At 56.0% G+C, this 26,815-nt stretch carries 30 protein-coding genes, 1 tRNA gene and 2 riboswitches; of the genes, 8 read left to right on the forward strand and 23 right to left on the reverse strand.

Annotation, left to right across the window (positions count from 1 at the left end):
- Nucleotides 1-4 precede the first annotated feature (4 nt).
- Nucleotides 5-1,129 carry a phospholipase A gene (locus WA411_RS00340; RefSeq protein WP_291905689.1) on the forward strand — a complete coding sequence of 375 codons (1,125 nt, stop codon included), beginning with the start codon at nucleotides 5-7 and terminating at the stop codon, nucleotides 1,127-1,129.
- Nucleotides 1,130-1,167: 38 nt separating this feature from the next.
- Here WA411_RS00340 and WA411_RS00345 read toward each other — a convergent pair whose 3' ends face one another.
- The 12 genes from WA411_RS00345 to WA411_RS00400 all read right to left on the reverse strand — a co-directional run bounded on the left by WA411_RS00345 (nucleotide 1,168) and on the right by WA411_RS00400 (nucleotide 12,545).
- Nucleotides 1,168-2,526 carry a phosphomannomutase gene (locus WA411_RS00345; RefSeq protein ID WP_136630860.1) on the reverse strand — a complete coding sequence of 453 codons (1,359 nt, stop codon included), beginning with the start codon at nucleotides 2,524-2,526 and terminating at the stop codon, nucleotides 1,168-1,170.
- A gap of 9 nt (nucleotides 2,527-2,535) precedes the next feature.
- Nucleotides 2,536-3,012 carry a bacterioferritin gene (gene bfr / locus WA411_RS00350; protein WP_136630861.1) on the reverse strand — a complete coding sequence of 159 codons (477 nt, stop codon included), beginning with the start codon at nucleotides 3,010-3,012 and terminating at the stop codon, nucleotides 2,536-2,538.
- A gap of 89 nt (nucleotides 3,013-3,101) precedes the next feature.
- Nucleotides 3,102-3,308 carry a bacterioferritin-associated ferredoxin gene (locus tag WA411_RS00355; RefSeq protein WP_012139146.1) on the reverse strand — a complete coding sequence of 69 codons (207 nt, stop codon included), beginning with the start codon at nucleotides 3,306-3,308 and terminating at the stop codon, nucleotides 3,102-3,104.
- Nucleotides 3,309-3,416: 108 nt separating this feature from the next.
- On the reverse strand, nucleotides 3,417-4,703 hold the full coding sequence (gene pepQ / locus WA411_RS00360) for a Xaa-Pro dipeptidase (protein ID WP_291905683.1): 1,287 nt from the start codon (nucleotides 4,701-4,703) through the stop codon (nucleotides 3,417-3,419).
- Nucleotides 4,696-5,610: a LysR family transcriptional regulator gene (locus tag WA411_RS00365; protein ID WP_291905681.1), complete on the reverse strand. Its 915-nt coding sequence runs from the start codon at nucleotides 5,608-5,610 to the stop codon at nucleotides 4,696-4,698. Before WA411_RS00365 ends, pepQ begins: the two co-directional genes overlap by 8 nt.
- A gap of 75 nt (nucleotides 5,611-5,685) precedes the next feature.
- Nucleotides 5,686-6,696, reverse strand: coding sequence for an ABC transporter ATP-binding protein (locus WA411_RS00370; RefSeq protein WP_064228475.1), 1,011 nt, complete (start codon nucleotides 6,694-6,696; stop codon nucleotides 5,686-5,688).
- Nucleotides 6,693-7,691 (reverse strand): ABC transporter ATP-binding protein, encoded by a 999-nt coding sequence (locus WA411_RS00375; protein WP_222466017.1) that lies wholly within the window; start codon nucleotides 7,689-7,691, stop codon nucleotides 6,693-6,695. The genes WA411_RS00370 and WA411_RS00375 overlap by 4 nt, the downstream gene beginning before the upstream one ends.
- Nucleotides 7,692-7,695: 4 nt before the next feature.
- Nucleotides 7,696-8,628, reverse strand: coding sequence for an ABC transporter permease (locus WA411_RS00380; RefSeq protein WP_014575818.1), 933 nt, complete (start codon nucleotides 8,626-8,628; stop codon nucleotides 7,696-7,698).
- Nucleotides 8,625-9,674, reverse strand: coding sequence for an ABC transporter permease (locus WA411_RS00385; RefSeq protein ID WP_153634830.1), 1,050 nt, complete (start codon nucleotides 9,672-9,674; stop codon nucleotides 8,625-8,627). Before WA411_RS00385 ends, WA411_RS00380 begins: the two co-directional genes overlap by 4 nt.
- Before the next feature lie 77 nt (nucleotides 9,675-9,751).
- On the reverse strand, nucleotides 9,752-11,314 hold the full coding sequence (locus WA411_RS00390) for an ABC transporter substrate-binding protein (protein WP_291905666.1): 1,563 nt from the start codon (nucleotides 11,312-11,314) through the stop codon (nucleotides 9,752-9,754).
- Nucleotides 11,315-11,470: 156 nt separating this feature from the next.
- A complete protein-coding gene (locus tag WA411_RS00395; RefSeq protein WP_291905821.1) occupies nucleotides 11,471-12,196 on the reverse strand; it encodes an LrgB family protein in 726 nt (241 codons plus the stop codon).
- Nucleotides 12,186-12,545 carry a CidA/LrgA family protein gene (locus tag WA411_RS00400; RefSeq protein ID WP_291905664.1) on the reverse strand — a complete coding sequence of 120 codons (360 nt, stop codon included), beginning with the start codon at nucleotides 12,543-12,545 and terminating at the stop codon, nucleotides 12,186-12,188. The genes WA411_RS00395 and WA411_RS00400 overlap by 11 nt, the downstream gene beginning before the upstream one ends.
- A gap of 75 nt (nucleotides 12,546-12,620) precedes the next feature.
- On the opposite strand from WA411_RS00400, the gene WA411_RS00405 reads away from it, so the two are divergent.
- The 5 genes from WA411_RS00405 to WA411_RS19075 all read left to right on the forward strand — a co-directional run bounded on the left by WA411_RS00405 (nucleotide 12,621) and on the right by WA411_RS19075 (nucleotide 16,195).
- Nucleotides 12,621-13,166: a YaeQ family protein gene (locus WA411_RS00405; protein WP_291905662.1), complete on the forward strand. Its 546-nt coding sequence runs from the start codon at nucleotides 12,621-12,623 to the stop codon at nucleotides 13,164-13,166.
- Between the two features lie 91 nt (nucleotides 13,167-13,257).
- A tRNA-Arg gene (locus WA411_RS00410) sits at nucleotides 13,258-13,334 on the forward strand.
- A gap of 465 nt (nucleotides 13,335-13,799) precedes the next feature.
- A complete protein-coding gene (locus tag WA411_RS00415) occupies nucleotides 13,800-14,630 on the forward strand; it encodes an AraC family transcriptional regulator (RefSeq protein ID WP_058340751.1) in 831 nt (276 codons plus the stop codon).
- Nucleotides 14,631-14,712: 82 nt separating this feature from the next.
- Nucleotides 14,713-15,333 carry a LysE family translocator gene (locus tag WA411_RS00420; RefSeq protein WP_291905657.1) on the forward strand — a complete coding sequence of 207 codons (621 nt, stop codon included), beginning with the start codon at nucleotides 14,713-14,715 and terminating at the stop codon, nucleotides 15,331-15,333.
- A 64-nt stretch (nucleotides 15,334-15,397) separates the two neighbouring features.
- On the forward strand, nucleotides 15,398-16,195 hold the full coding sequence (locus WA411_RS19075) for a thioesterase family protein (protein ID WP_291905655.1): 798 nt from the start codon (nucleotides 15,398-15,400) through the stop codon (nucleotides 16,193-16,195).
- A 394-nt stretch (nucleotides 16,196-16,589) separates the two neighbouring features.
- On the opposite strand, the gene WA411_RS00425 is transcribed toward WA411_RS19075, so the two are convergent.
- From WA411_RS00425 to WA411_RS00435, 3 genes are read right to left on the reverse strand one after another with little or no spacing between them, the layout of a single operon-like run.
- Nucleotides 16,590-17,855 carry an MFS transporter gene (locus tag WA411_RS00425; RefSeq protein WP_072677228.1) on the reverse strand — a complete coding sequence of 422 codons (1,266 nt, stop codon included), beginning with the start codon at nucleotides 17,853-17,855 and terminating at the stop codon, nucleotides 16,590-16,592.
- On the reverse strand, nucleotides 17,852-18,457 hold the full coding sequence (locus WA411_RS00430; protein ID WP_291905652.1) for a 2-hydroxychromene-2-carboxylate isomerase: 606 nt from the start codon (nucleotides 18,455-18,457) through the stop codon (nucleotides 17,852-17,854). The genes WA411_RS00425 and WA411_RS00430 overlap by 4 nt, the downstream gene beginning before the upstream one ends.
- 11 nt (nucleotides 18,458-18,468) lie before the next feature.
- The gene (locus tag WA411_RS00435) at nucleotides 18,469-19,203 is read right to left on the reverse strand and encodes an SDR family oxidoreductase (RefSeq protein WP_072677226.1); all 735 of its coding nucleotides are present in this window, start codon (nucleotides 19,201-19,203) and stop codon (nucleotides 18,469-18,471) included.
- A gap of 112 nt (nucleotides 19,204-19,315) precedes the next feature.
- On the opposite strand from WA411_RS00435, the gene WA411_RS00440 reads away from it, so the two are divergent.
- Entirely contained in the window at nucleotides 19,316-19,810 is a 495-nt protein-coding gene (locus tag WA411_RS00440) for a winged helix-turn-helix transcriptional regulator (RefSeq protein ID WP_072677225.1), read from the forward strand.
- A 208-nt stretch (nucleotides 19,811-20,018) separates the two neighbouring features.
- Here the strand turns inward: WA411_RS00440 and WA411_RS00445 are convergent, their stop codons facing one another.
- From WA411_RS00445 to WA411_RS00460, 4 genes are all read right to left on the reverse strand, one after another.
- The gene (locus tag WA411_RS00445; protein ID WP_291905646.1) at nucleotides 20,019-20,321 is read right to left on the reverse strand and encodes a monooxygenase; all 303 of its coding nucleotides are present in this window, start codon (nucleotides 20,319-20,321) and stop codon (nucleotides 20,019-20,021) included.
- 53 nt (nucleotides 20,322-20,374) lie between these two features.
- On the reverse strand, nucleotides 20,375-20,701 hold the full coding sequence (locus WA411_RS00450; RefSeq protein WP_291905644.1) for a hypothetical protein: 327 nt from the start codon (nucleotides 20,699-20,701) through the stop codon (nucleotides 20,375-20,377).
- Between the two features lie 74 nt (nucleotides 20,702-20,775).
- Nucleotides 20,776-21,702: a DMT family transporter gene (locus WA411_RS00455; protein WP_291905642.1), complete on the reverse strand. Its 927-nt coding sequence runs from the start codon at nucleotides 21,700-21,702 to the stop codon at nucleotides 20,776-20,778.
- 151 nt (nucleotides 21,703-21,853) lie between these two features.
- Nucleotides 21,854-22,177 (reverse strand): hypothetical protein, encoded by a 324-nt coding sequence (locus tag WA411_RS00460; RefSeq protein ID WP_291905640.1) that lies wholly within the window; start codon nucleotides 22,175-22,177, stop codon nucleotides 21,854-21,856.
- Between the two features lie 180 nt (nucleotides 22,178-22,357).
- Between WA411_RS00460 and WA411_RS00465 the strand changes: the two genes are divergently transcribed.
- Nucleotides 22,358-23,251 (forward strand): LysR family transcriptional regulator, encoded by an 894-nt coding sequence (locus WA411_RS00465; protein ID WP_291905638.1) that lies wholly within the window; start codon nucleotides 22,358-22,360, stop codon nucleotides 23,249-23,251.
- Between the two features lie 60 nt (nucleotides 23,252-23,311).
- Here WA411_RS00465 and WA411_RS00470 read toward each other — a convergent pair whose 3' ends face one another.
- The 4 genes from WA411_RS00470 to WA411_RS00485 all read right to left on the reverse strand — a co-directional run bounded on the left by WA411_RS00470 (nucleotide 23,312) and on the right by WA411_RS00485 (nucleotide 26,758).
- Complete coding sequence (locus WA411_RS00470; RefSeq protein ID WP_418766799.1) at nucleotides 23,312-23,929, reverse strand: trimeric intracellular cation channel family protein; 618 nt, start codon at nucleotides 23,927-23,929, stop codon at nucleotides 23,312-23,314.
- 22 nt (nucleotides 23,930-23,951) lie between these two features.
- Nucleotides 23,952-24,050: riboswitch (glycine riboswitch) on the reverse strand.
- Nucleotide 24,051: 1 nt separating this feature from the next.
- A riboswitch (glycine riboswitch) is annotated at nucleotides 24,052-24,137 on the reverse strand.
- Between the two features lie 34 nt (nucleotides 24,138-24,171).
- Nucleotides 24,172-25,518: an NADP-specific glutamate dehydrogenase gene (gene gdhA / locus WA411_RS00475; protein ID WP_291905636.1), complete on the reverse strand. Its 1,347-nt coding sequence runs from the start codon at nucleotides 25,516-25,518 to the stop codon at nucleotides 24,172-24,174.
- 13 nt (nucleotides 25,519-25,531) lie between these two features.
- A complete protein-coding gene (gene rnk / locus WA411_RS00480; RefSeq protein WP_291905634.1) occupies nucleotides 25,532-25,918 on the reverse strand; it encodes a nucleoside diphosphate kinase regulator in 387 nt (128 codons plus the stop codon).
- 312 nt (nucleotides 25,919-26,230) lie between these two features.
- Nucleotides 26,231-26,758, reverse strand: a complete 528-nt coding sequence (locus WA411_RS00485) for a Crp/Fnr family transcriptional regulator (protein WP_291905632.1) — start codon at nucleotides 26,756-26,758, stop codon at nucleotides 26,231-26,233.
- Nucleotides 26,759-26,815 lie beyond the last annotated feature (57 nt).

The raw sequence follows: 26,815 nt of genomic DNA on the forward strand, positions 1-26,815 counted from the left end.
CCCCATGACACCCGCCTACCTGTTGACGCGATCGTCGGCTTTCATTGCTTTCGCATTGCTGTCAGCGCCAATTATCGTTCAGGCGCAGACTGAAGAGAGTCCCTCGATTGACTCACCGGAGCAATGCGCGCTGATCGACGACGGGATCAAGCGCCTGGCCTGCTTTGACAGTCTCTACAAGCCTAGGGAGCGTCAGGCCCAGGCCCCCGAAAGCGCCAAAGAACAGGCCGAGAAAAGTGCGGAGCAACTGGCGCCGAATGGCGAAGATCTCGATGCCGTAGCCGGCAATGGGCTGGAGGGCGATTCCGATGCGGGCGTCATGGCGGCACTGGTGGACCGATATGTGGCGGCTGAAAAGGCCGTATTTTCGTTCTCTGGCAGTTTTGTGGGCCACCGTCCCACCTATATCCTGCCCGTAAGCTGGGTGAAAGATCCGAACGAATCCCCTTCCAGCCCCAGGCTGGGGTCCATCGGCTATGACTATGATCTGGAACGGGAAGAAGCCAAGTACCAGATCAGCTTCAAGGTGCCGCTGCTGACGGGCATTCTGGATGACCGTACAACGCTCTGGTTCGGCTATACCCAGACCTCGTTCTGGCAGGTATATAACCAGGATGATTCGGCGCCATTCCGGGAGACCAATTACGAGCCAGAGATATTCGCCCGATACCAGACTGACTGGGATATCGGACCGGGCCGGCTCAATGGCGTGACCCTGGGATTCAACCACCAGTCAAACGGCCAGTCAGAGCCGCGCTCCCGGAGCTGGAACCGCATTATGGGGTCTGCCGCCTACAGCTATGATCGATGGCTGTTTATGGTTCAGCCTTGGTACCGGATTCCGGAGAACAGTGAAGACGACAATGCCGATATCGAACGTTATCTGGGGCATGCGAATTACTACGCGGTATACAAGCTGACCGAAGATCGCACGTTTTCGTTACGGCTGATGAATAACCTGAGATCGGAGAATAACAAGACGTCGGTGGAGTTCGGGTACAGCTTTCCGATGGGGGATACGATTAAAGGGTTTTTCCAGTACTACAACGGGTATGGTGAGAGCCTGATTGACTATAACCATCGAATTCAGCGGTTTGGTATCGGGATTATGCTGAACGACTGGCTCTGACCGTTTCGGTGTAGTGAGGGACAGAGCCAGCCGCTGAGTTAGCCTTCTTTGTTCAGCCGATCCATTTCGGCCAGCAATTCTTCGGTTTTCTCTTCCATCAAGGGGATATTCGCCCGCGATTCCACATTCAGACGGACAACCGGCTCGGTGTTGGACATCCGGAGGTTAAAACGCCAGTCGTCGAATTCGATGCTGACGCCGTCCACGTGGCTGACGCTATTGGCGCCGACGCTGTATTTGGCTTCAATCGCAGCGATAACCTTGGGGGGATCGGCGATGGTGCGGTTGATTTCGCCGCTGGCCGGGTAGGCTTCGATTCGGGCATCAATCAGCGACGACAATGTCTGGCCGGACTGGCAGAGGCGTTCGGCAACCAGCAACCAGGGGATCATGCCGCTGTCGCAGTAAGCGAAGTCGCGGAAGTAGTGGTGGGCGCTCATTTCGCCGCCGTAGACCGCGTCCTCGTCACGCATTCTCTGCTTGATGAAGGCGTGGCCCGTCTTGCTTTCGATGGCTTCGCCGCCGGCGGCTTTCACCAGATCCAGGGTGTTCCAGGTCAGGCGGGGGTCGTGTATGACTTTGCCGCCGCCGGTTTTGTGCAGGAACTGGTCGGCCAGCAGTCCGACGATGTAGTAGCCCTCGATAAAGCGGCCGTTTTCGTCGAAGAAGAAGCAGCGGTCGTAGTCGCCGTCCCAGGCGATGCCCATGGCGGCACCTTCTGCGATAACGGCGTCGGCCGTGGCCGCCCTGTTTTCCGGGAGGATCGGGTTAGGTACGCCGTTCGGGAAATGGCCGTCTGGCTGATGGTGCACTTTGACGAATTCAAAAGGCAGGTGCTGTTCGAGTTCGTCGATAACCAGGCCGGCACCGCCATTACCGGCGTTGCAAACAATCGTCAGCGGGCTGAGAGAACCGGCATCGATGTACCCCAGAAGGTGATCAACGTAGGCGCTCATCACTTCCAGGGGCTCGTACCGGCCCTGTTCTGCAGCATCAGCAAAAGGTTCCAGCACCCGATCTCGGATCTCATTCAGCCCATTATCGGAACTGATGGGCCGGGATTCGGGGCCGACCATTTTCATGCCGTTGTGATCTTTGGGGTTGTGGCTGGCGGTCACCATGATACCGCCGTCCATCTTGTAGTGGCTGGTGGCGAAATACACCTGTTCGGTGCCGCACAGACCGATATCGAACACATCCGCGCCCGCGGCCATCAAGCCGGAGCTGAGCGCTTCGGCAATGTCCGGGCTTGAGAGACGAATGTCGTAGCCGACGATCACTTTCTTCGCGCCGGTTATCTCAACATAGGCGCGGCCAATTTTCTCAGCCAGGATCGGGTTCAGTTGATCCGGCACCCGGCCTCGCAGGTCGTAGGCCTTGAAACATGACAAGTCCATTGTCTGGCTTTACTCCGCGGCGGATGATTGAAGCTGGATGTAGTTCTGGACGCCCATCTGGGAAATCATTTCCAGCTGGGTTTCCAGCCAGTCAATGTGCTCTTCTTCGCTATCGAGAATGCTGCGGAACAGCTCACGGCTCGTAAAGTCCTGAACTTCCTCGCAATAGAGGATCGCTTCTTTCAGATCGCTGTGAGCAATTTCTTCCAGCTTCAGATCGCAGGAGATCATTTCCTCGACGTTCTCGCCGATTAACAGCTTGTTGAGATCCTGGAGATTGGGCAGGCCTTCGAGAAACAGGATCCGCTCAATGAGCAGGTCTGCATGCTTCATTTCGTCGATGGACTCTTCGTATTCCTTGGCGGCCAGCTTGGTAATGCCCCAATCCTTGTACATGCGGGAATGGAGAAAGTACTGGTTGATCGCGGTCAGCTCGTTGCCGAGGACCTTGTTCAAGTGCTGGATGACCTTTTTATCGCCTTTCATGATAGGGCTCCCTGATGGCCGAATGTGTCAGCCTCTTAGGATAGCCCCTTATCGGACAAGAGAAAAATAGAACCGGACAATCGTACCGGTCAGGCAGGCTGGGCTAGCATATTGGCCATGGCCAGGTAGTCGGGCGTGCGGCTCTCGCGCAATATTTCGCGGGCGGTGCAGGCACAACGTCCACATTGCGTGCCAACACCCAGCTCTTTGCCAAGCTGACGCATGGATGACACGCCGTTATCGGCAGCTTCGCGAATTTCCCGGTCGGTTACGCCGTGGCAAAGGCAAACGTACATAGCAGTGAATCACCAATGACAATAAAAGTTAGTGATAATTATTGTCATTGGCATCTCGAAATGCAAGCCTTCTGACTTAATTTTGTGCAACTTTTTGTATTGCGAGGCTCATGAGCCTCGGGTCAGATTCCGCGAGCCGTTTTCGGTGACCACCACGTTGTCCTCGATACGAATGCCCCCGCAGCCCCTCAACCGGCTAATCAACTCGCGGTTCAGGTACTGCCCCAACCCCCCTTCCAGCAAGGGATCCATCAGGGAAGGAATAAAATAGAGACCCGGTTCGATGGTGACCACCATACCGGGTTCCAGCCTGTGGGTGAGGCGGAGAAACGGCGCGTCTTCCGGAGGCGGCGTTGGTTTACCAGCCACATCGTGAACCTGTACGCCCAGGAAATGACCGATGCCATGGGGGAAGAACACACGGGTGATGCCCTTTTCGACGATGGCATCATCGTCCAGGCCAGACACCAGACCGGTGGCCGACAGCAGGGCGGCAAGCCCCTGATGCGCCTTGCGATGGATGTCGATGTAGTCCACCCCCGGCGCGACCATGTCACAGAGCCTGACCTGGAGTCGGTCGAGACCCTGGATCAGCGCCGCAAAGTGTGACTCCTGCGGGCCTGCCGTGGTGCGGGTGATGTCGGAGCAGTAGCCCCGAAAACGGACGCCGGCATCGATCAGCAGGCTGCGGGGCTGCCCCGGCGGCTGCGTATCGTAATACTGGTAGTGCAACGTCCCTGCGTGCTCGTTCAGCCCGATAATGCTGTGATACGGCGCTTCGGCTTCCCGCTGACCGGTTGCCTTCTGGTAGGCCAGGTTGATGCCGAATTCGCTTTCACCGGCCAGGAACGCCTCCCTGGCGGCGGCATGGCCTTCCAGAGCCAGACTGTTGGCCTGCGCCAGACACTCGATTTCATATTGAGTCTTGCGCACCCGGGTTTCGTCCAGTTCCCGGAGCAGATCGCCCGGGTTTGTGTCTCCGGGAACATTACTGATCAGTGCGGGGTCGCCGATCACCGCCAGGCTGTCGGGATCATCCAACAACGGTGCCTCGGGTGAATCGCTGCTGCGAACCTCGATAAACTGCTGCCAGGGTTCTTCCGCCAAAGGCGAATTGGCGTGCCAGAAATCCACCGGCTCATACAGCCACAGCACAGGTTTGTGCCCCGACCGAATCCAGAGCCAGCAGTGTTCGCGACCGGTCAGCCCGGTCCAGTGAAGGAACGGACCGTAACCCTGAAAATGCCACGCCTGGTCATCACCATAGCGGTATGGCGCGGCGCCGGATGAGATGAGCAGGCTGTCGTAACCATGCTCCGCCAGCGCCGATTCGTATCGGGCCTGCAGTTCTTTCAGGTGATCGATCTGCAGGTGCAACAGGGCATCATCAGGCATAGCCATCTTCCAGTGTTTTCCAGAGGGTTAACAGATCTTCCGAGCGGGTATCCCGGAGACGGATCAGGCGGATTTCGAGGGGCACGTCCCAGCTCTCATCACCAGCACGCACCAGACTGCCGAATTGTTCGCTTTTTTCGGTCATGCGCCGGGGCAGCCAGCCCATGCCGAAACCCTGTTTGACCAGCGCCTTGATACTGGCCGACTGGGTATTCTCATTGAGTGGCAACAGGTTGGCGGTCAGCCTGCTGCGAACAAGATGGCCTTCAATCGCAGATTGCAGGAAACCACGACTGTGGTAGGCAATCAGCGGTACCGGTTGTTCAGAACTGCCCGGCAAGGCAAACCGGGGATGCCCCTGATCGTCAGAAACGCTGACCGGTACCAGGTGTTCACGAGCCAGCACCAGCCAATCGTAACTGTCGGCGGTCAGCCTGCCGCCCCAGGGCAGATCCGGGTGCCAGTAACACAGAACCAGATCACACTCGCCACTGTCCAGCGCCTCCAGGAACTGCTCCCCCACCCAGCTGGTAGCGTTCAGGTTTAGCTGCAGACGTTCAGCGATGCCGGCGTCCCGGGCCCAGCCCTGGTAGAAGTGCGAGAACAGGCCCTGGGTGGAGCCCACACTGATCCTGGCAGACACCTCGGCTTCAAGGGCGGTAATGCGATCACGGGTATCCCGGACATCCCGGGTAATCCGCTCGCACAGTTCCCGGAATATCTCGCCGGCAGGCGTCAATGAGAGGGGCAGCGTCTGACGATTGATCAGCGTGCTACCCATAGCCTCTTCCAAAAGTTTGATCCGTCGGCTGAACGTAGGCTGGCTCACGTGCTGCAATTCAGCAGCACGTGAGAAATGGCGCGTTCGGGCCAGCGCCAGAAAATCTTCCAACCAGCGTACTTCCATGGAGTCCCCTGAGGGTATGTCGTTGTATCGATGCGAGTTCTGCTGCTGGCATCATAGCCTATCGCAGCGGCGCCGTTACAACCGGCCCTCTTCCACCGCGTGGCAGGCAACCTGGGTACCGCCATCCGTGGTGATCAGCTGCGGGATTTCCTGCCGGCATCGCTCGTTGGCATAGGGGCAGCGCCCATGGAAGACGCAGCCGGATGGCAGGTTCACCGGTGTGGGCACTTCCCCCTTGAGGCGGATGTGGTTGGGGCGGTCGTCCTCCAGTTTCGGAATCGCAGAAAGCAGCGCTTGCGTGTATGGATGTCGGGGGGCGGAAAACAGCGTCTTGGTATCCGCAAGCTCACACACCCGCCCCAGGTACATCACCGCCACCCGGGTGCCGAAGTGCTCCACCACCGCCAGGTCGTGGGTAATGAACAGATAGGTCAGTCCCCGGCTTTCCTGGGCGTCCATCAGCAGGTTCAGCACCTGGGCCTGGATGGATACGTCCAGGGCCGAGATGGGTTCGTCCGCCACGATGAATTCGGGGTCTACTGCAAGCGCACGGGCGATAGCAATCCGCTGGCGCTGGCCGCCGGAGAACTCATGGCCGAAACGGCTGCCCCAATCCGGATCAATGCCCACCGAATGCATTACCTCGTGGATCTTGTCCCGCACCTGGACCTGCGACCAGTCCGGATGGTGGAAACGGATCGGCTCCTCCAGGGTCTGCTGAATGGTCATGCGCGGGTTCAGGGAGGCATAGGGGTTCTGGAAGATCATCTGCATCTTGCGACGGTAGGGCAGAGAATCCTTGCGCTCGAGATTATCGATACGCTGACCGTCGTAGTGGATCTCGCCGGCGCTGGGAGAGAGCAAGCCCATGACGGTGCGGGCGACCGTGGACTTGCCACAGCCGGATTCGCCCACCACGCACAGGGCCTCGCCCTTCTGCACTTCCAGATCCACGCCGTTGATAGCGTGCACGGCTTCCTGTTTGCGGCGGAAACGGCCACCCTCGAAAGTAATCTGCTCCAGCAGGCTGCCGGAGAGGTCAAAGCGTTTCTCAAGACCGCGGATACTTACCAGAGGGGAGGTCATGATTCGGCCTCCTGCATGCGTTTCTCCTGCTCAATCAGGTTGGCGACTTCGTAACAGGCCACATTCACATTGCCCGAACGGACATACTCCGGCATCGCCTGCTTGCACTGCTCGGTGGCGAACTTGCAGCGGGGATGGAACGGGCAGCCCGAGGGCACGTTCTTCAGCGACGGCATGGAGCCGGGAATCTGGAACAGCCGCTCGCCGGGCTCGCCCATCTGTGGCAGCGCGTTGATCAGACCCTGGGTGTAGGGGTGCTGGGCATCGTTGATGATTTCCCGGGTCGGGCCCTGCTCAATGATCCGGCCGGAGTACATCACCAGCATCCGCTGGGTCACCTGGGAGACCACGCCCAGATCGTGGGTAATCAGCATCAACGCCACGTTCTCCTGTTCGCACAGGTTCAGCAGGAGATCCATGATTTCGGCCTGGATGGTGACATCCAGAGCCGTCGTGGGCTCATCGGCGATGATGATTTCCGGGTCCAGCAGCAGGGCAATGGCAATGATCACCCGCTGACGCATGCCCCCGGACAGCTCATGGGGGTACTGATCCAGACGCTTCTCCGGGGAGGGAATCTGCACCTTCTGCAGCCGGTCCAGGGCAATGGCACGGGCTTCTTTTTTGCTGATTTTTCGATGGGCAAGGATAGCCTCCACCATCTGGGTTCCGATGGTGAGGACCGGGTTCAGGGTCATCATCGGGTCCTGGAAGATCATGGCGATGCGGTTACCACGGATTTTCCGCAGTTCCCGCTCGCTCATGGCGGCCAGATCTCTGCCCTCGAACAGGATCTGCCCGCCCGCAATATACCCGGGCTTGGCAATCAGGTTGAGAATGGAAAAGGCGGCCACCGATTTGCCGGCACCAGACTCCCCCACCAGGCCCAGCCGCTCGCCCTTGTCCAGGGTGAAGCTGATACCGCGCAGCGCGGTCAGGTCGCCACCACGAACGGCAAAACGCACATCCAGATCTTTTACTTCCAACAGTGCCATGGTGTTACCCCTTGTACAGCCGTGGGTTCATCACATCCCGCAACCAGTCACCCAACAGATTGATGACCAGCACGAGCACCACCAGCACCAGGCCCGGGATCAGTGTGATCCACCAGGAACCGCTCTGGATGTAGTCGAAGCCGGATTTGATCAACGAGCCCAGCGACGGCTGGGTCTCCGGCATGCCAAGCCCCAGGAACGACAGGGCCGCCTCGGAGATAATGGCGTTGGCAATCTGGACCGTGGCGATAACAAAGATGGGCGACAGCGTGTTGGGCAGGATATGCCGGAACATGATCCGACGTGTCCCGAAGCCCATCACCTTGGCGGCGTCGACGTATTCCTTCTTTTTCTCCGCCAGCACCGAGGCACGAACGGTGCGGGCAATCTGGGGCCACTCGGCGACACCGATGATGAAGATCAGCATGTAGATGGCGATCTCACCGAACATCAGGTTGCCGAAGCTGGCCTTGAATACTGCGCCCACGATGATGGCAACCATTAGAGTGGAGAAGGACAATTGCACATCGGCAATACGCATCAGCACCGCGTCTACCTTGCCACCCAGGTAGCCGGCGAGGAGGCCGAACAGAATGCCCAGAAACGCCTGCAGGACCACCGCCCCGAAGCCGATCATCAGCGAGACGCGAGTGCCGTACAGAATGGTGGACAGCAGATCCCGGCCCTGAGCGTCGGTGCCCAGGGGGAAGGCCGGATCAGCTCCGCTCATGCCCACCGGGGGCAGCTCGGAATTCATGATATTGATCTGCGCCAGATCGTAGGGATCGGCGGGTGCCAGCAGGGGCGCAAACACCGCCGCCAGCACCATCAGCAGCAACACGGCGAAGCTGACAATGGCCACCTTGTCGCGCTTGAAGCTGTACCAGAAGAAGGACTCGCGGAAGCGGTCCCAGCGGGAAACCGTTGCCGTTGTCATGCTTTCTTTCCTGTCAGTTTGACGGTGGGGTTCACCAGTCCGTAGATCAGATCCACCAGGGTATTGGTAATCACGAAGATCAGGCCCACCACCATCAGGTAAGCCACGATCAGCGGGATGTCGCTGCGGGTAATGGCTTCCAGGAACATCAGGCCCACGCCCGGCCACTGGAACACGGTTTCCGTGAGGATGGTGTAAGCCACCATGATGCCGATCTGCACACCGCCGACGGTGATCACCGGCAGCATGGTGTTCTTGAGCGCATGCAGGAAGTTGATGCGGCCGGCACTGAGGCCTTTGGCACGAGCGTAGCGGACGTAGTCGCTCTGCAACACTTCCATCATCTCGGCCCGGATCAGCCGGATGAACAGCGGCAGCATGATCGAGGCCAGCGACACCGATGGCAGGATCAGGTGCATCAGGCCACCGCTTGAGAAAAAGCCGGATTCCCAGGTGCCGAACAGGTGCGTCAGCTCATCACCGCGACCATAGGAGGGCAACCCGCCCTCGGTGGAAAAGAACTCGTTCAGCCACTGCCCCCAGCCGGTGTCCGACGGAAACCAGCTCACCGTCACACCAATGGAGAACAGCTGAATCAGCACAATGGCCGTCAGGAACACCGGGATGGAAATACCCACGGTACTGACGCCCATAAAGAATTTGGATAACCACGCCTGGGGCCGGATCGCGGCATAGACACCGATCGGCACAGATAGAAACACAATAATCAGGCTGGCACCGATGACCAGTTCCAGTGTTGCCGGCAGGTGCTCGGCAATCACTTCCAAGGTCGGTTTGCTGTAGAAGTAGGAGTTGCCCAGGTCACCCTGCAGCGCATTGCCCGCAAAACGCAGGTACTGCACCACCATCGGGTCATTTAGGCCAAGCTCGTCTCGAATGGCTTCCCGCTCCTCCTCGGAGACGGACATCCCCACCATTTCCTGAAGCGGGTCCCCGAGGCCATCCTGAATGGCAAAGGCAATCACACTGATCACAAACATGACCAGAAACGCCTGGGAAATCCGCTGAACCAAAAACGCTAACATGGAAAGCTTCCGGATAAGGCTTGCAAACAAAAGGCCGGCACCGGATCACTCCAGCACCGGCCTGCCGTTAGAGGCGATTACTCGATAACCAGGTCACCCAGGTACGGGAAGTTCATGACGTTGAGCACCGGCTCAATCTTCACATTCTTCTTCGAAGCCCAGGCCAGGTCCTGCCAGTGCAGCGGAACAAAGGCGGCGTCGTCATACAGACGCTGCTCCACTTCCTGCAACATGGCCGCGCGCTTGTCCAGGTCGGTCTCGACGTTGGCCTTCTGTACCAGGGCGTCGATTTCCGGGTTGCAGTAGTTGCCGGCGTTGTACTGGCCAGCGCCGCTGTCGGCATCCGGGCAGAAGGTCAGGAACTCGTAGAAGTTGGCGGAGTCCTCGGTATCCGCATGCCAGCCGATCATCATCATGTCCGCCGCACGGTTGTCGTACTCCGGCCAGTACTGGGCCTTCGGCAGGGTTTTCAGATCCACCTTGATGTTGATGCGCGCCAGCATGGCGGCCACTGCCTGAGCGATCTTGTCGTCGTTCACGTAGCGGTTGTTCGGCGCCATCATGGTGATGGTGAAGCCATCCTCATAACCGGCTTCCTTCATCAGTTGCTGGGCCTTGGCCACATCGAAGCGCGGTTTCAGAGACTCGTTATAACCCTGGTAGCCTTCTGGGGACATCTGGGCGGCCGGGGTTGCGAAACCCTTCATGATCTTGGCTGCAATGCCTTCCTGATTGACCGCATAGGCGATTGCCTGGCGAACCTTCGGGTTCTTGAAGGCTTCCACACGCTCCTGGTTCATGTGGAACAGGATGATGCGGGTACCGCTCATGGTGACCAGGCTGGCGTTCTTGTCGTTGCGGATACGCTCCAGATCATTGGGCGGAACCGGCGCGATGAAGTCGACGCCACCAGACAGCAGGGCAGAAACGCGGGTGTTGTTCTCCTTGATCGGAGTCAGCACGATCTTGCCGACGTTACCCGGAGACTCGGTATCCCAGTAGTCGTCAAAGCGTTCGAACTCGACGCGCACACCCTGCTTGCGCTCAGTCACGGTATACGGACCGGTACCCGACAGATTCTCGGACGCGAAGGAGTTGCCGTGCTTGAGGATGGCACTCTTGTCCTTGCCGTCTTCGGTCTGGCCGGTGTAGAACTCGCTGTCGAACGGGAAAATATAGGTGGCGGTATTCAGCAGCAGCGGATACGGCTCGCTGGTCACCAGCTCGAAGGTGTAATCATCGATGATGTTAATGCTGCTGAAAGGCTTGAAGATGGCCTTGAAATCCTGGCTCTGCTTCAGGCGATCGAAGGTGAACTTCACATCGGCGGTCGTCAGCTCGTTGCCGGAATGGAACTTAACGCCCTCACGCAGTTTGAAGCGCATGGTGTTTTCGTCAATCCGCTCCCAGCTCTCTGCCAGTCGCGGCTCAAAGCCAAGATCCTTGGTCCAGCGCAGCAGCGGATCGAAGGTCATATGGGACAGTTGAAGGATGCCGCCAGACAGCTGCTCATGAATATCGAGGGTCACGGGGTCGGCGTCGTACGCCATTTTCAGTTCCTTGGTCGCCTCGGCAGAGAGGGCTACCGGTGCCGATGCCAGGGCCATGGAACCGACAAATGCTGCAATCAGTTTTTTCATCGCGTTTTCCGTCGCTGTTTTAGGAATTTTCACGGAACATCGGCGCAGAACGGCGCCGAATGCCTGGCCAACAAGCTAGTCTCGGAAAACACTTAGGGCAATCGAAATTACGACAAGGGGCTATACGCCAGGTGAATGACCTGATTTGGCGCAGACTTACAGCCGGAAAACCAGAGGTAAGATCAGGGCCGTAAACACGCCAGTGAGCCCCATCCCGAGCGAGGCAAAGGCACCGGCGGCGTGACTGATTTCAAACGCCCGCGCCGTGCCAATCGCATGACCATTCAAACCCAGGGCAAACCCGAGGATACGCTCGTCTTTAACCGGCAAAAGCCGCGCAAGCAGGTCAACGAAGAGGGTTGCCACCACACCGGTAATCAGAAGCCCACCCATCATGAGGGGCACGGAACCACCCAATTGCTCCGTTATTCCGATGGCGATAGGCGCTGTTACCGACTTGGGCGCCAGTGACGCCAGCACCTCCGGCGTGGCCCCCAGCGCCCAGCCAATCACAACCGCATACACGGCGGCCATGGTGGCGGCAATCGGCAGGGTGACCACAATCGGGCGCCACATGGCACGGATATGGTGCATCTGTTGGTAAAGCGGAATCCCCAACGCCACGGTGGCCGGCCCCAGCAATACCGTCAGCCAGCGCGCGCCTTGCTGGTAGTCCTGGTAGTCCACCGCCAGAGCGGCGATAACGCCAGACAGCAGACACGCCGACAGAACCACCGGCGGAAGCCACAGAGGGCGGCCAATGCGGGAGAACAGCCAGTTGCCGGCGAAGAAGGCACCAAGCGTCAAACCGATCGCAAGGATGGGCGTGGCCGCAAGCATCTCCGGCAACGCCTGGAAGCGGGCGAGAAAGTCACTCACGATCGCTCACTCCCCTGGCGGTCACAGCCTTCATTAATACCAAAGTCGTCAGAACACTCAGGAAGGTGCCCGCCAATAGCGCCGCCGCAACCGCCAGCCATTGGCCCGAGAACTGGTCCGCCGTGAAAAACACCCCCACAACTCCCGGCATGATCAGGAGTACAAGCACCGCAATCAGCCCCTGGCTGGCCCGGGCCAGATCATCACTGACACTGCCTTTAACCATCAGGGTAAACGTAATAACCACCATACCCAGCACGCCGCCACTCACCGGCAACGCCAGAAGCAGGCGCACAGACTCGCCAAGAATGAAAAACAACACCAGAACCAGAAAACCACGCAACATCGGCATGCGCTTACACTCACCCGGGGAAGAATTGCATTACACTAGCCCAAACCACCACATGGATACCAATGCAGGAAGCCCATGGCGCTCAAAGCAACCATCCACAAGGCGACGCTCAACATCGCCGACATGGACCGCCAGTACTACGCCAATCATCACCTGACCGTCGCCCAGCATCCGTCGGAAACCGACCTGCGCATGATGATCCGGCTGTTAGCCTTTGCACTGAACGCCAGCGACACCCTGGAATTCACCAAGGGCCTGAGCACCGATGACGAACCCGAGCTGTGGCAGAAAGACCTGACCGGCGAGATTGAAGTGTGGATTGAGTTGGGCCTACCGGAAGAAGATCGACTCAGAAAAGCCAGCAACCGCGCAGACAAAGTGATTCTGTACACCTATGGCGACCGCGCCTTCCCGGTCTGGTGGGACAAACATCATGGCAAACTGGAACGCTTCAACAACCTCACCATCATCCACCTGCCCGGCGATGATACGGAGGCGCTGGCCGAGCTAGCCGACCGCTCCATGAGCTTCCAGGTAACCATCCAGGATGGCGAGGTAACCTTCAGCAACGACAACAATCTGGTAACGATTACTCCCGAGCAAGTACTGCCTCAAAACTGAGGGCAGTACTTGCCCTCAGGGGCTGGACAGCGACCTGCTTCGCACGTAAGATTGCGCACTCGAAATCGGCACACCACTGCTGACTTTCGTTCCGCCCGTAGCTCAGCTGGATAGAGCGTTGCCCTCCGGAGGCAAAGGTCATAGGTTCGAATCCTATCGGGCGGGCCATTATTTCAAAGGCTTGCGTGAAAACGCAGGCCTTTTTTATTTGGCTATGTCCAAGTTGTGTCTTGCTGGTGCCCAGTCTCTTTAAGCCGCTGCTATCTCACTCAGTAAAAGGCCCCTTGCACGGCTTCCACATCACCATCTCCAAGGCACAGCCACTCCGCGTTATCTATGAACCCAAGACGCCTTGTTGTCGAAGCCTTTGGTCGCAAAGCGAACGTTCAGAACGGGCGATCAAAGACTTTTCACAGTCCTCCGTTTGGGGCATAGCGGTTTCACGCTCGGTGGGGGTAAGTCCACAGCTTTTTTAGGAATGTCCGCAGTAACGGGGTAGAACCCGATCCAGCCGCCACCCAATACAGTTATTCAGTCCAATGCGCAATTTTGTCCAAGAAATGCATCTGTGCTCAGCCCTATACTACATCGTAACCTGTAGACGCTTCCTGATGCGTAGAACGGTGAGTTGTTATGAAGCAAGACAATCTATTCCAATATGCTAAAAGCCAACACCTTGATCAGGTAACTGCATTGCAAGCCGAGATGAGGGACTTTTCTTATGGGAAACATGCTCATGAGGAGTATTCGTTTGGCGTAACACTGGCTGGCCGTCAGGATTTCTTTGCCAGTGGTTCGTTTCATCGCAGCTACCCAGGAAATATCATCATCTTCAACCCAGGTGAGGTACATGATGGTCATTCAGGTGTGGATGATGCACTGCTGTACCGCATGCTCTATATACATCCTGACCAGTTGGAACCAATGCTTCGCAGTGCAGGTGTAAAGCAAAGCAGTGATTTCCGAATCAAGGATACCCTGTTGGATGATCCGTTGTTACGTCAGCATATTCTCAATATTGCCTTGTTGATTGAAACTCACGCCGAAAGTGAGCTTCAGCAAGAGTGCGAGCTTTATCAGTTGGCAGCACGTGTCGCGGAGCGTCATGAAAGCCTCGCCCTCGATAACAGCGGCCGAAAGACCGACAGCCTGCTGCTTCGAGCCCGAGATTTTATCCATGCGAATATCCAGACAGATTTATCTCTGGATGAAATAAGCCAACACGCAAGCCTCTCAAAATACCATTTCCTGCGCATGTTCCGGCAGCAATTTGGCATGACGCCACACCAATATGTTCTCAATTGCCGAATCAACCGTGCTCGTGAAGATCTGGAGTCAGGCGTCTCGCTTGATGACGTTGTATTTAACTACGGATTCAGCGACCTCAGTCACTTTAACCGCCGGTTCAAACCGATCTACGGCACCACGCCAAGAGAATATCAGCAACACTTTCTCAGCGGTTGATCTAAACCTCGTTACTAAAACAGCAACGATTGGGCAACGTCGTTAATCCCCAATTTCTTTTTCTAATTCCAGGGTATTCACTATGATTGAAATGCTAGCGTACGCGTTTGGCATTATGTACACACCCGGCCCGTCAAATCTTTTAAGCCTGAATGCCGGTCTCAATTCTCAGGTCGGTTCTACCTTACGCTTCAGTATGGGTGTTGGGTTCGCCATGCTGCTGCTATTCCTTGTCTTCGGATATACCGGATCTTGGTTGGTGAACCCAAACTACCAACTATTTATCAGCTGTGCCGGCAGTCTCTATATTGCCTACTTGGCGTACACGATCGCTCAAGCCAGCATCAACCCCTCTTTAGAGAACTCCACAGAACAGTCAAAAGCCCCAGCTAGCAATTTGAGTTTCAGAACCGGGCTAGTTATGCAGTTGCTCAACCCTAAGTCCTACATTGCTATTTTGCCTATCGTGACCGTGCAGTTCCCAGCGGCGGAGATCGCTGGCAGCTCGATTTTGATCTGGTCATTACTGTTATCGATTCTAGCGTTCGGTGCGCCAAGCGCATACCTGCTGATCGGTGCACGTCTGGGAAAAAGGATTAGTCAGCCACACTATTTTCGTTTCCTGAATTTGAGTATGGCGTTGTTGCTGCTGTATGTGGCAGGCGATATTGCCTATAACGATGCATACTTGAAATGGGAATAGTTTTTTTTAAAAACTGACGAAATAATTCAATAGCTCAGCAAATAAAAAGACTGAAGGAGCAACCATGAGCCCTTTCTCACTACCAGACGCCTTCTATCATCAGCAAGATGAGGGGCGCTTCCTGCCCACCGAGGCAACAATCGGCCCATGGTCATCACTCACCCAGCACGGCGGCCCTCCCATCGCCCTGATCTCCCGTGCTCTTCGTTCCTATCCTGCACCGCCCGAGTTAGAGATAGCCCGAATAACGGCTGAGATTCTAGGGCCTATTCCTGTCGAACCCTGCGAAATTACCGTCAGGACCCTACGGCCTGGCAAGCGAATTGAACTTCTTCAGGCTGAAATGAGGTGTAATGATCGAACTGTCCTTTTGGCCCATGCATGGCTGCTTGAGCGTCAACCCAATTGTCTAGAACCAGTGCCAGATCCCTTCACTCCCCCCGATCTACCAGAGGAGCAACCCCAGCGCTACTTCAGCGGCATGGGGCCCTTTCCCTACGCCCAAGCTATTGAGTGGCGCTTCACCGAAGGCTGCTTTTCTAGGCAAGGGCCGGCCACGGTGTGGGCCCGCCCAAGAATCCCCTTGGTTAAAGATGCAACCCCGCATAGCCTCGATGCGCTGCTATTGATGCTGGACTCGGCCAACGGTATCAGCGCCGAACTGGATATCAACAGCTGGAGCTTCGTGCCTGTCGATCTCACTCTGAATATGCACCGACTCCCCGAAGGTCCTTGGGTCGGGATGGATGCTCGGACACAAATCGATTCCGGAGGGGTCGGCGCAGTCACCACCTCAGTTTTTGATACTCAAGGCGCTCTAGGACGAAGCCTCCACACGCTCTTTGTTCGCCCTCTCCGTTAGTCAGCAGCAATTCATTTAATATATTTAGCTTAAGACCTAAACGAGAGTTGGACTGAAATGCGACCGTTGGTCGCAAAGCGAACATTTAGGCTGGACGGCTACTTTTGTGTTAGTCGGAGTAATGTCTCACAAATTTAACGTGAGATTCCTCCTGTTCTTATCTCTTTTTGGGCTTTGTCAGTGGTCTGTTTTCGGCCAGGGTTCTTTCACACCGGAAAGCACTGAATCACATTCATCCAGGCGCGATACGGCTCCAGTCCGTCGCAGCTGCGACCATAGGAGGTCAAGCGACAATTGGCTTCAAGTAAGAAATTGGCGGCATAAACCATCTCCGCTCACGTGAGACTGACTCTGCTGCGCACACTCTCAGAAAGATGAATGAGGCAAGGCTGGATCAAGTGGCCAGCGCTGTCTTGTCTCGCTGGGACCAAGGATACTCCTTAACCGGCAAGTGAATGACCGCTGAGATAGCTCCCACTCCCACGCCAACCCACCAAACCAGAGTGTAGTCGTTGTAGATGTCATACATCGCACCACCCAGCCAAACACCTAAAAACCCGCCTAACTGATGGGAGAAGAATACCAGGCCGTAGAGCGTACCCATGTATTTCAGGCCGTAAATATGAGCGACGAGTCCCGATGTCAGCGGTACGGTGGCCAACCAGAGCGAACCCATGGCAACGGAAAACAGCACCACCGTTTCTGGGGTGATCGGGGTCATGATAAAGGCCGCCGACACGAGCGTTCTCAGCAGGTAGACGCTGGCCAGCAGGTATTTCCGGGAGTACTTGTTCCCCAGCCAACCAGCGCACAGTGTTCCGCCAATATTGAACAACCCAATCAGTGCGATGGAAATGGCGCCAAGACCGGAAGCCGACGTTACCCCAAGCGTGTAGAGCAGGCTGTTCGGGGCAATCGGGCCGCACATTTCCGTAATGAAGGCCGGGAAGTGTGCAGTGATAAAGGCCAGTTGGTAGCCACAGGAAAAGAAACCGATAAAAATAAACAGGAACGACGGATCTCGCACCGCACGCTTGATGACAACACCCATGGGTTCTTCGTCTCCCGTGGGCTTCTGTGGCTTCGGTGCTCGCATGAGCAACAAAGCCATCATGGAAAGCATGATAAAGCCTGCGCAGACAATAAAAACCGACTGCCAGGGCATCTCGCTGAGGAGAGCGTTGGCCACTGGGGGGCCGACAATCTGGCCGGCAGAGCCTGCGGCCGTGGCAATCCCGAGCGCCATCGACCGGTGTTTGTCTGAAGCCGCACGCCCGACGACTGCCAGGATGACCCCGAACCCCGTACCGGCAATGCCGAAACCGACCAGCATTTCCAGCAACTGGTGTTGCCCAGGGGTAATGGCAAATGCTGACAACACCAGCCCGACGACGTAAAAAGCGCCACCGCCCAGAATCGCCTTTCGATCCCCATAGCGTTCCGCGAATGCGCCAAAGATCGGTTGCCCGATGCCCCAGAACAGGTTCTGAATCGCAATAGCGAGTGAAAACGACTCCCTGGGCCATTGAAACTCCAGGGCAATCGGCAACTGGAACAGCCCGAACGATGCGCGAACCGCAAAACTGACCAGAATGATAATGCACCCGGCGATCAGGACAGGATTGATCAGCCGATCATAGGTGCCCGGGGAAGCGTTCAAAACTCTGCCCCCTGCCTATCTGAAAGGTAATTTTCCAACTGTGGCATTCGATCTTGTCCGAAGAACATCTCGTCCCCAATGAAAAACGTAGGAGCGCCAAAGATACCACGCTCCACCGCTTCTTCGGTGAACTGTTTGAGTTCCGCCTTTACGGACGGGTCTTCACAAAGAGCCAGCACCTTGTCGGGATTGAATCCTGCCTGGTACAGCACGTCAGCCGCGACTTCGGGGTCGTTCATGTTCTTCTGATCAACCCACATCGCGCGAAACACCGCTTCCAGATACCGATGGAACTCTTGAGCCCCCAAAAAGCCAACGGCACCCCGCATCAGTAAAAGCGTGTTTATCGGGAAATAGGGATTGAAGTTCAGGGTCACACCGTAAGCCCGAGCAAAACGTTCCATATCCATGCGTGTATAGCGGGATTTCGTTGGATTCATCGCTGGCGACTGATTGTCGGTAGCTTTGAAGACGCCCCCCAGCAGCATGGGCTTCCAGCGTATATCCGAGTTTGCTCTTTGAGCCAGCGCGGGCAGCTGTGTCCAGGCCAGGTAACTGGCAGGGCTTCCCACATCAAAATAGAAATCAATTATTTGAGTCATGGCGTCACTCCTTAAAAGGTTTCCATCCAGGGCCGGAGGTCCAGTTCATGGGTCCAGCAGTCTCTGGGTTGTTCGTGGAGCCGCCAATACTGCTCTGCAATATGGTCGGGATCGAGGATACCGCCCTGCGCTTTAAGCGCGTAGCGATCTGGAAAGTTATCGCGGATAAAGGCGGTGTCAATCGCACCGTCGATGATTGAGTGCGCCACGTGAATACCTTTGGGTCCCAGTTCTCTGGCCATACTCTGAGCCAGGGCTCTCAAGGCGAACTTGGCACTGGAAAACGCGGCAAAACCGGCACCGCCCCGCATGGAAGCCGTAGCACCCGTAAAGATGATGGTTCCCCGGCTCCGCGGCAGCATGACTTTGGCCGCCTCCCTGCCAGCAAGGAATCCCGCGAATGCGGCCATTTCCCACACCTTTCGGTAAACACGTCCGGTTGTCTCGGTAATCGAAAACTGAACATTGGCACCGATGTTGAACACCACAACACCTACTTCACCGATTTCTGACTCAATTTTTGAGAACAAACCGCACATAGCCTCTTCGTCACGAGCATCGCAGCCCAGTCCGATGGCCTTACCGCCATTTTCTTCAATCTTTTGGACGAGCGGAGCTAAGGCGTCCTGATGACGTCTTGTTGCAACGACCAAATAGCCCTCTCTGGCAAATCGTTGTGCAATCGCCCCACCAGTGGCGTCGCCGGCACCGATCACTACAGCCACTTGTTGTTCGTCATTTGTCATAACTCTTTGCCCCTTGCTACATTTGGGTTCTTTTTTGGAACTAACTAATAGTCAGTTCCTTTTTGGAACCTGTCAAGTTAAACTGAAGGCGGAATCCAAGAGGAGTTAAGAAATGCGTTGGGAAGAGCTGGATCAAGAGCCATGTTCAGTGGCCAGAGCCTTGGCTGTTGTCGGTGATCGCTGGACACTCATCATCCTGCGGGACTGTTTTCTGGGAGTACGTCGATTTGATCAGTTCGAAAGCCGGCTTGGCATTACCCGTCATGTCTTAACGGACCGGCTGAAAAAGCTCGTTGAGAACGATGTACTGACCAAAGTTCCGTATCAGGAAAAACCACTTCGAGAGGAATATCGGCTGACCGAAAAAGGGCTAGCCCTACACCCGGTAATCATGGCACTGGTGCATTGGGGCAACACTTACATGACCGATGAGCGTGGGGTTCCCCTGATACACATCCATAAATCCTGCGGCCACCGCATGTCTCCGGTGACTACTTGCTCCGAATGCGGTGAGGAAATAACTGCTCGGGACATTCGTGTCGAAGTCGGTCCCAATTGGGGGAGAACAGCCCGCGATGTGATCCCAAAACGCGCTCCTAGGAAATGAAGAAAATATGTTTGTCTTATTTCAAGCGGGAAACGAAAAAATTAAAGATTCGCGAATGTTCGCTTTTGTTTAGGAGCGAACTTTTTCTGGGGCGCTTGCCTAACTATCGCAAGTTCAGGACTTGCGTTAGCCGATAAACCTGAGGAACCAGTCTGGCTAAACTTCGGAAGCTCTGTCAGTAGCGCTTAGCCATTCCCACAAACATGCCTCAAATCGGGCCATGATCGATGGCAGACAGCTGCTCGTTCACCTGAAATACCTTGCCATTCACTCTCGGCACCCCAAATTCCTTCAGCCGGGCCGTGTGCTTTTCCAGATAGGCCCTCGCACTGCCCTCATCTTCGGACAGGTAGATACCACCTGCCTCGCACGTCTCGCTGTTTTCTGTCCATATTTTCCAGAGGAACCCCGGCTCCCTGGCAATAGACTCGGCAAGCTCGGCCATCGAACTTGCCATCTCATCGCCAAAAGGGCCCTCATACGGAAAATCTACCTGGAGTATGGTTCTCATTGCTGCTCTCCTCCCTGGCTCATCAAAGCAATATGATTGCCCCCCGCCAACACCTAATAAAGGCGGGGGTCATTGTCCGGCTCGAAAACCAGTTCCCGGAGCTTGGACTCAGTCAGGTTCACTCCGTTGGAGTCCAGCATCGGACCGACAACTACATGTTGCCTGTCTGTGGTGAGGTAAAAGGCAACCGGCCAGCCTTCCATACTTCCAACATAGCCGGTCATGCCACCCGGCGCATCGAAGGTACCGCTGATCGTTACGCCGCGATCTATGAGGGACTCGACGACCGCAGGGTGCTCACTGGCCAACGCGGTCATGCTCTGGCCGATCAGGGTTGCACTCATAAGCGCATACTTAATAAACGCTTTGATCTGTTTCATATCATTCTCCAAGTCAGTCGAGGCTCTTTGCACAGCTGGAAGGGGTAAAGCCGGGTGAACTGATAAAAAATTCCTCAGGAGACTCTGGAATCGAGACCCGCTGGCATTTCCGATGCTGCCTCAGCTCCCCAACGTCGGTTCATCAACAACGCCTGCGCAATCCCGGCAAGAATAATCAGGGCGCAGCCGGCCATTTGGAGGCTGTTGAGGCTCTGATCGAAAAGCACCCAGGCAAGTGCCACTACGGTAATCGGTTCCAGATAGGCCAGCGTGCCGAACGTGGCCGCGGGCAGGGAATTCAGAGCAATTACGGCCAACATGATAGCCAGGAAACCCGGCACCACACCGGCGGCAATCAACCAGCCCCACTGCGCATTGGAGATGGTTTCTGCCTCCAGCAGCATCAATGGCAGCATACACAGGGCCCCGGCGAACATCTGGTAACCACTGCGAGTGAAAACATGCACACGCTCGTCAATAGACCGATTGGTCAGCATGAACGCCGAGTAGCAGAGCATGGCGCAAAACGCATAAGCAAGACCGATTGCTTCCTCCGCACGACCGCTGAGGTTGAAATCGAACTCCATCATCATGGCAAAACCGAGCAGGGCGAATACGACCAGCCCGACACTCGCAGACGTAAGGCGCTCACCAAGAAAGAAATGGGCGGCTATAGACGCCGTTACTGGCGCCAGATAAAGCACCATGACGGCATTCGCCATCGCGGTGAAATCCATCGCCAATATATAAAACACCACAAAACCGGCCAGGAAAGCCCCAGTCATAAGTACCTTGGTTCCAGGCCACACACAAATCTTTGCTCGTTGACCCGATGCGAGCAGATACACCGCCATCAGGACCGCTCCGATGAACAGCCGATAGAAGGTGACCGTTTCCGCTCCGGCACCCGCGAAAACAGAAATCGCGCCAATCGTTCCCATGAAAATGGCCGAAAACGCTGCAGACAACAAAAAGACACCGGACCCTGATACTGGATTCATGCTACCTCTCGATTAATAAATTCCCGGTATTTCACGAGCGCCAGGACCGGGGAAGTATATCCCCGGTTAGTTTCAACACGATTAAACGGATTCGCGCCTGAAGGGCCCGGAACTCATATGTCCGAAGCCCAAGTGCTCCTGTCTTTCTTGACTAGGAGACCTTCTCTTTTCGAGCTTTTAATGCCTGGATCACATCGACCGTCAGCGGGAGCTGGTTGGCCCAGAGGATGTCCTCTCGCCGAAGGCCGATCGCCCGCTCTACCTCTTTGCCAAAGGCCAGCAGTGGCACTATGTGGCGCCGGAAAAGCCACCGACGCTTGCATAGCCACCACCCTCTGTCCAACGCCCTCAAGAAGTTCCTGGGTGGCGTCGCCGGCATGTAGAACAACAGCTCGGGTGGCTCTGGAGGTAGCTCCAATTGATTCGCTTTCTCCCATGCCTGGAGGGCTTGTTCGGTTGGGTTTATTTGGTTCATCGCGTGCCTCCGCTTTCATTTGCTGTTTGGCAAAACGTCCCGTGCAACGACCGGGCACCCATGCCAAGTGATTTTTCAATGAGAGGGTCGCGACCTCTTTTGTTAGCTTGCTACTTCCAGTTGGATCAATCAAACGAAAAGTTTTAGACTGACCGTTCACTTTTTCTTAAAGGTGGAGCAATGGAAAGGCAGTCAACCAGGAAGCTCAATCGCGCCGCACTACCGCTTCTCGACAGCGATGTGTTGCGAACCTTTGTCACTATCGCTGAATGCGGCAGTTTTACCCGGGCCGCCGAAAAGCTATTCCGCACGCCCTCGGCGTTGAGCATGCAGATCAAGCGCCTGGAGGCCACGCTCGAACAAACGCTGTTTGTTCGCGAGGCGCGATCCGTGCGACTCAATGCGGAGGGTGAAATGCTCCTGGGCTACAGTCGCCGCCTCCTCAAGCTCAACGCCGAAGCCGTTTCAAAATTTTTGGCGCCCACCCTGGAAGGGCGCGTGGGCGTGGGAATCACTGACGCGGTAGCAGAACACATCCTGCCCAATGTGTTGGCTCAGTTTGCCAGGTCCTACCCCGCTGTTCAGGTCGACGTTGCGGTAGGCCATAGCATGGATTTAATCCCAAAACTTGATGAGGGAGAGCTTGATCTCGCCCTCGTGATGGGCGGAGAACCCGGTTCCGCCTCGCGAGGTGAGGCGATTCTCACCGAACCGCTGGTGTGGGTGGGTCGCGAAGATGGCGATGCAGTCCTACGAACACCACTACCTGTCACTTTGGCAAAACATGGATGTACATGGCGAAGAATCGCTCTGAACGCTCTGAATAACGCTGGAATCGACTATCGAATCGCCTACGCCTGTGATCACTGCGCAAGCCAGGAGGCAGCCATGATGGCGGACCTCGCCATTACAGCGTTTCCGAAGCGATTGATCCGGCCACCGTTCACCCTTCTTACTCATGAATCACTGCCACCATTGGCAGATTATCAAGTGATGCTGGTGAAGCGCGCGGGCCGGGACAATGCCAGCGACGTTCTGGCCGAGCACATCAAGCAAGCGTTTCGCGAGAGATAATCACACGCTGGCCCAACTCCCGATTGCTCCAGATTCCGCAAACAAGAAGCCGAGGAGCCCTCACTCCCAGCGGGCCTGCGAATAGCTGAACACTGGCAGCGACAAGCGCCAGCGAATGGCGGCCATACGGAGCAGGAGGCCCAGGCTGAATGCGGCCAGTAGGGTCACGCTCTCATCCACGCCCTGACGAAGCAGAGTCAGGTACAGAAAAGCGACCACCAGTGAAACACTGGCGTAAAGTTCATGGCGCAATACCTGCGGGGTCCGGTTGCACAGGATGTCGCGGATGATACCGCCAAAAATGCCGGTGGTGATGCCGGCCATCACAACAACGACTGTGTCATAACCCAGCTCAAGGGCAACATTGCAACCAATAACCGTGAAGGCCACGAGGCCTATGGCATCCAGCACCAGAAATAGCTGACGAAGGTGGCGCATAAAGCGGGCGATCACGATCGTTACCAGCCCACCTGTAATGGTCATGTAGATATAGCGTGGGTGCTGGGTCCAGGTAACTGGAAAATTACCCAGGAGAATGTCCCGGACAGTTCCGCCACCCAGCGCGGTGAAAAAGGCAATAACAGCAACGCCGAAGAGATCCATATTTCTACGCCCGGCAGCGAGTGCGCCTGACATGGCTTCGGCGGTAATGGCAATCATATAGATAGAGATGAGCACAGAGGACTCCTGAGTTTCTGCGGCCTCTCCCCCTGTCCCTGATACCTGAGAGTTTACAGAGCCCGGCTCTGCTTGCCCCTTCGGTGGACTGCGTTGGCAGTCGCTCTCCAGACGGCTTTGAACGGTGCCTCGCAGTACCTTTGCCTGAGCGTTTATGGGAGTTTGCGCCTTCGGCGGGGCCAACGGCCCTCTCTCCTGCGAGAACACATGAGTCTAAAAAGTTAAGAAGCTGGCATGGGGTGTTAAATCACCCCGAACGCCAGCATCGCATCAGCCACCCGACAGAACCCCGTCGTGTTTGCACCGAACACATAGTCCCCCGGCCGGCCGTATTCTTCCGCGGTTTCAAAACAGGACCGATGAATTTCGGTCATGATGTCTTTCAGGCGCTGTTCGCTGTAATCGAAACTCCAGGAATCTCGGGAGGCGTTCTGTTGCATTTCCAGAGCACTGGTTGCGACGCCACCGGCATTTGCGGCTTTTGCAGGACCGAACAAGGTGCCTGCCTCGCGGAACAATTTCATGGCCTCCGGGGTACACGGCATGTTGGCACCCTCGGCGACGGCCAGGACGCCATTACGAATCAACGCTTTCGCGTCTGAGTTTGTCAGTTCGTTCTGAGTTGCGCATGGAAGGGCCACTTTGCAGGGCACCTCCCAAATAGACGCTCCGGAAACAAAATCACTGCCATTCTGCCGACGAGCCGCATAATCACTGATTCGACCACGTTCGGTTTCCTTGATCTGGCGAACCAGCGCAACGTCGATGCCGGCTGGGTCATAAACGTAACCACTCGAATCGGAACAGGCGACCACATTGCCCCCGAACTGCTGGACCTTTTCCATCGCGTATATCGCAACATTTCCAGAACCAGAGACCACCACGTCTTTGTCCTCAAGGTCTATCCCCTGAGCGGCCAGCATCTCCCGCACAAAATAAACTGTGCCATAGCCCGTTGCTTCCTTGCGGACACGGGCACCACCCCATCCCAGGCCCTTGCCGGTCAGAACACCGGATTCATAGCGATTGGTCAGACGTTTGTATTGGCCGAACAGGAAACCAAGCTCCCTGGCTCCCACACCAATATCGCCTGCTGGCACATCGGTATACTCACCAATGTGCCGATACAGTTCAGTCATGAAGGATTGGCAAAACCGCATGATCTCGTTGTCAGATCGCCCTTTGGGGTCAAAGTCCGAACCACCTTTGCCTCCGCCAATCGGCATGCCGGTCAGGGAATTCTTGAATATCTGCTCGAAACCAAGAAATTTAACCACGCCCAGATTGACGGAAGGGTGAAATCGTAAGCCCCCTTTGTACGGCCCAAGAGCCGAGTTAAATTCAACCCGGAACCCCCGATTGATCTGTACCGTGCCAGAATCATCCACCCACGGCACCCGGAAAATGATCTGCCGCTCGGGTTCACAAATGCGCTCGAGGAGCTTCGCTTCCTTGTACTCGGGATGTTTCTCTATGACTGGCGATAGTGATTCCAGGACCTCCAACACTGCTTGGTGAAACTCAGGTTCCGCTGGATTTCTAAGGACGATCTGCTCGTACAGCTCGCCAAGGGTGCCTGTTTGATTCATGCGTCTTCCTTGTTCAGTTTGCTTGGGTTACATCAATGATTTTCAGACGAAGCTGCTTCTTGCCGGCGAATGGCCAATCAATACGGTCCCCTACCCTAAGCCCCAGGAGGGCGGCACCCGCTGGAGCCAGAACGGACACACATTCCTCGTCTGCCTCTCGCTGACTCGGGTAAACGAGCCTCATCGTGTACTCCGCGTCGTTACTTTCATTTTTAAAATGGACCAAGGAGTTCATGGTGACGGTGCCGGTAGGCAGATTCGCGGCATCCACCAGAGTTGCTCTATCAAGCTCGAGCGCAAGCGCCTGGGCGGCTTCATTGCCATGTGGCTGTTTCTCCAACATGGCGGATAAACGATCAAAATCCTGTTCCAACACATAAATAGCTGGACGTTCAGACATACCGATTCCTTGAGGCTTGAAAGCCAAGAATAAGTTAAAGGATGTGTTCAGAGGGTCTCGCCGAATTCGACGATTCTTCGACGAATTCAGCGAAAGGAATGGCGAATACGGCGCAGCCCGGCAGCTAGAAGTGCTACCGTTGAGTAGAGAGAGTGATTGGCATAAACACCGGTTTTCATTTAAAAGTTCAGTGGCCCAAAAAAGAATGTTAGGAAGCTAAATTAGCTCAGTTTACGAAGAAAAGAAACGATCAAAATGTCTGATATCCGCGTCCTCAACAATCCCATGAAATTACTCATATTGCGGGCCAGCTTATCTGGAGCGATGCGAGAACGGCGCCGAATACATCCGATGCAGTTGCTCATCCTGTTCCGCCAACACGCTCGCCATGGTAATGATGGATCTGGCCATACCACGAACGAGGTTCAGGAGCATCAGACCAAAGGCATCCGGATCTTGTTGGTGGAAATCAAGGAACTGGACACAGCTGATTTCCAGAACAACCGATGCTTCATCGGCCCTGGTACTGGCAGGCCTATCTGCCAACGCAATCATGGGGACAAACCCCATGTCGTCACCCGGCTCGTGAGAGCGGGCAAGGGTCATGCCGCCATCTTTCCTCGGCATCCAGGTACCAACTCTGCCGCTGAGCACAATGTAGAATGCCTCGCTTCGGTCGCCAACAGAGTAAAGCGAGTCGCCGGGACTGAGGCTAAGCACGCGCCCCTCTTCCAGGAGCTTTTTTATAACCGCGTCGGGCATGGCACCAAAGCTGGAAAGCTCTCGAAAAAACTCTGGGCCTTGCTTCTGCCAATACGCTAAGGAATCTATCTTGCGCATGGATTCATCACCGGGTTACGAACCGTGCTTACAGTATAGCGCGGTCTCCACGACTCG

Origin of the sequence: Marinobacter sp. CH_CUG1437-1, assembly GCF_037029655.1 — a bacterium.
In the GTDB taxonomy this organism is placed as follows: domain Bacteria; phylum Pseudomonadota; class Gammaproteobacteria; order Pseudomonadales; family Oleiphilaceae; genus Marinobacter; species Marinobacter salsuginis.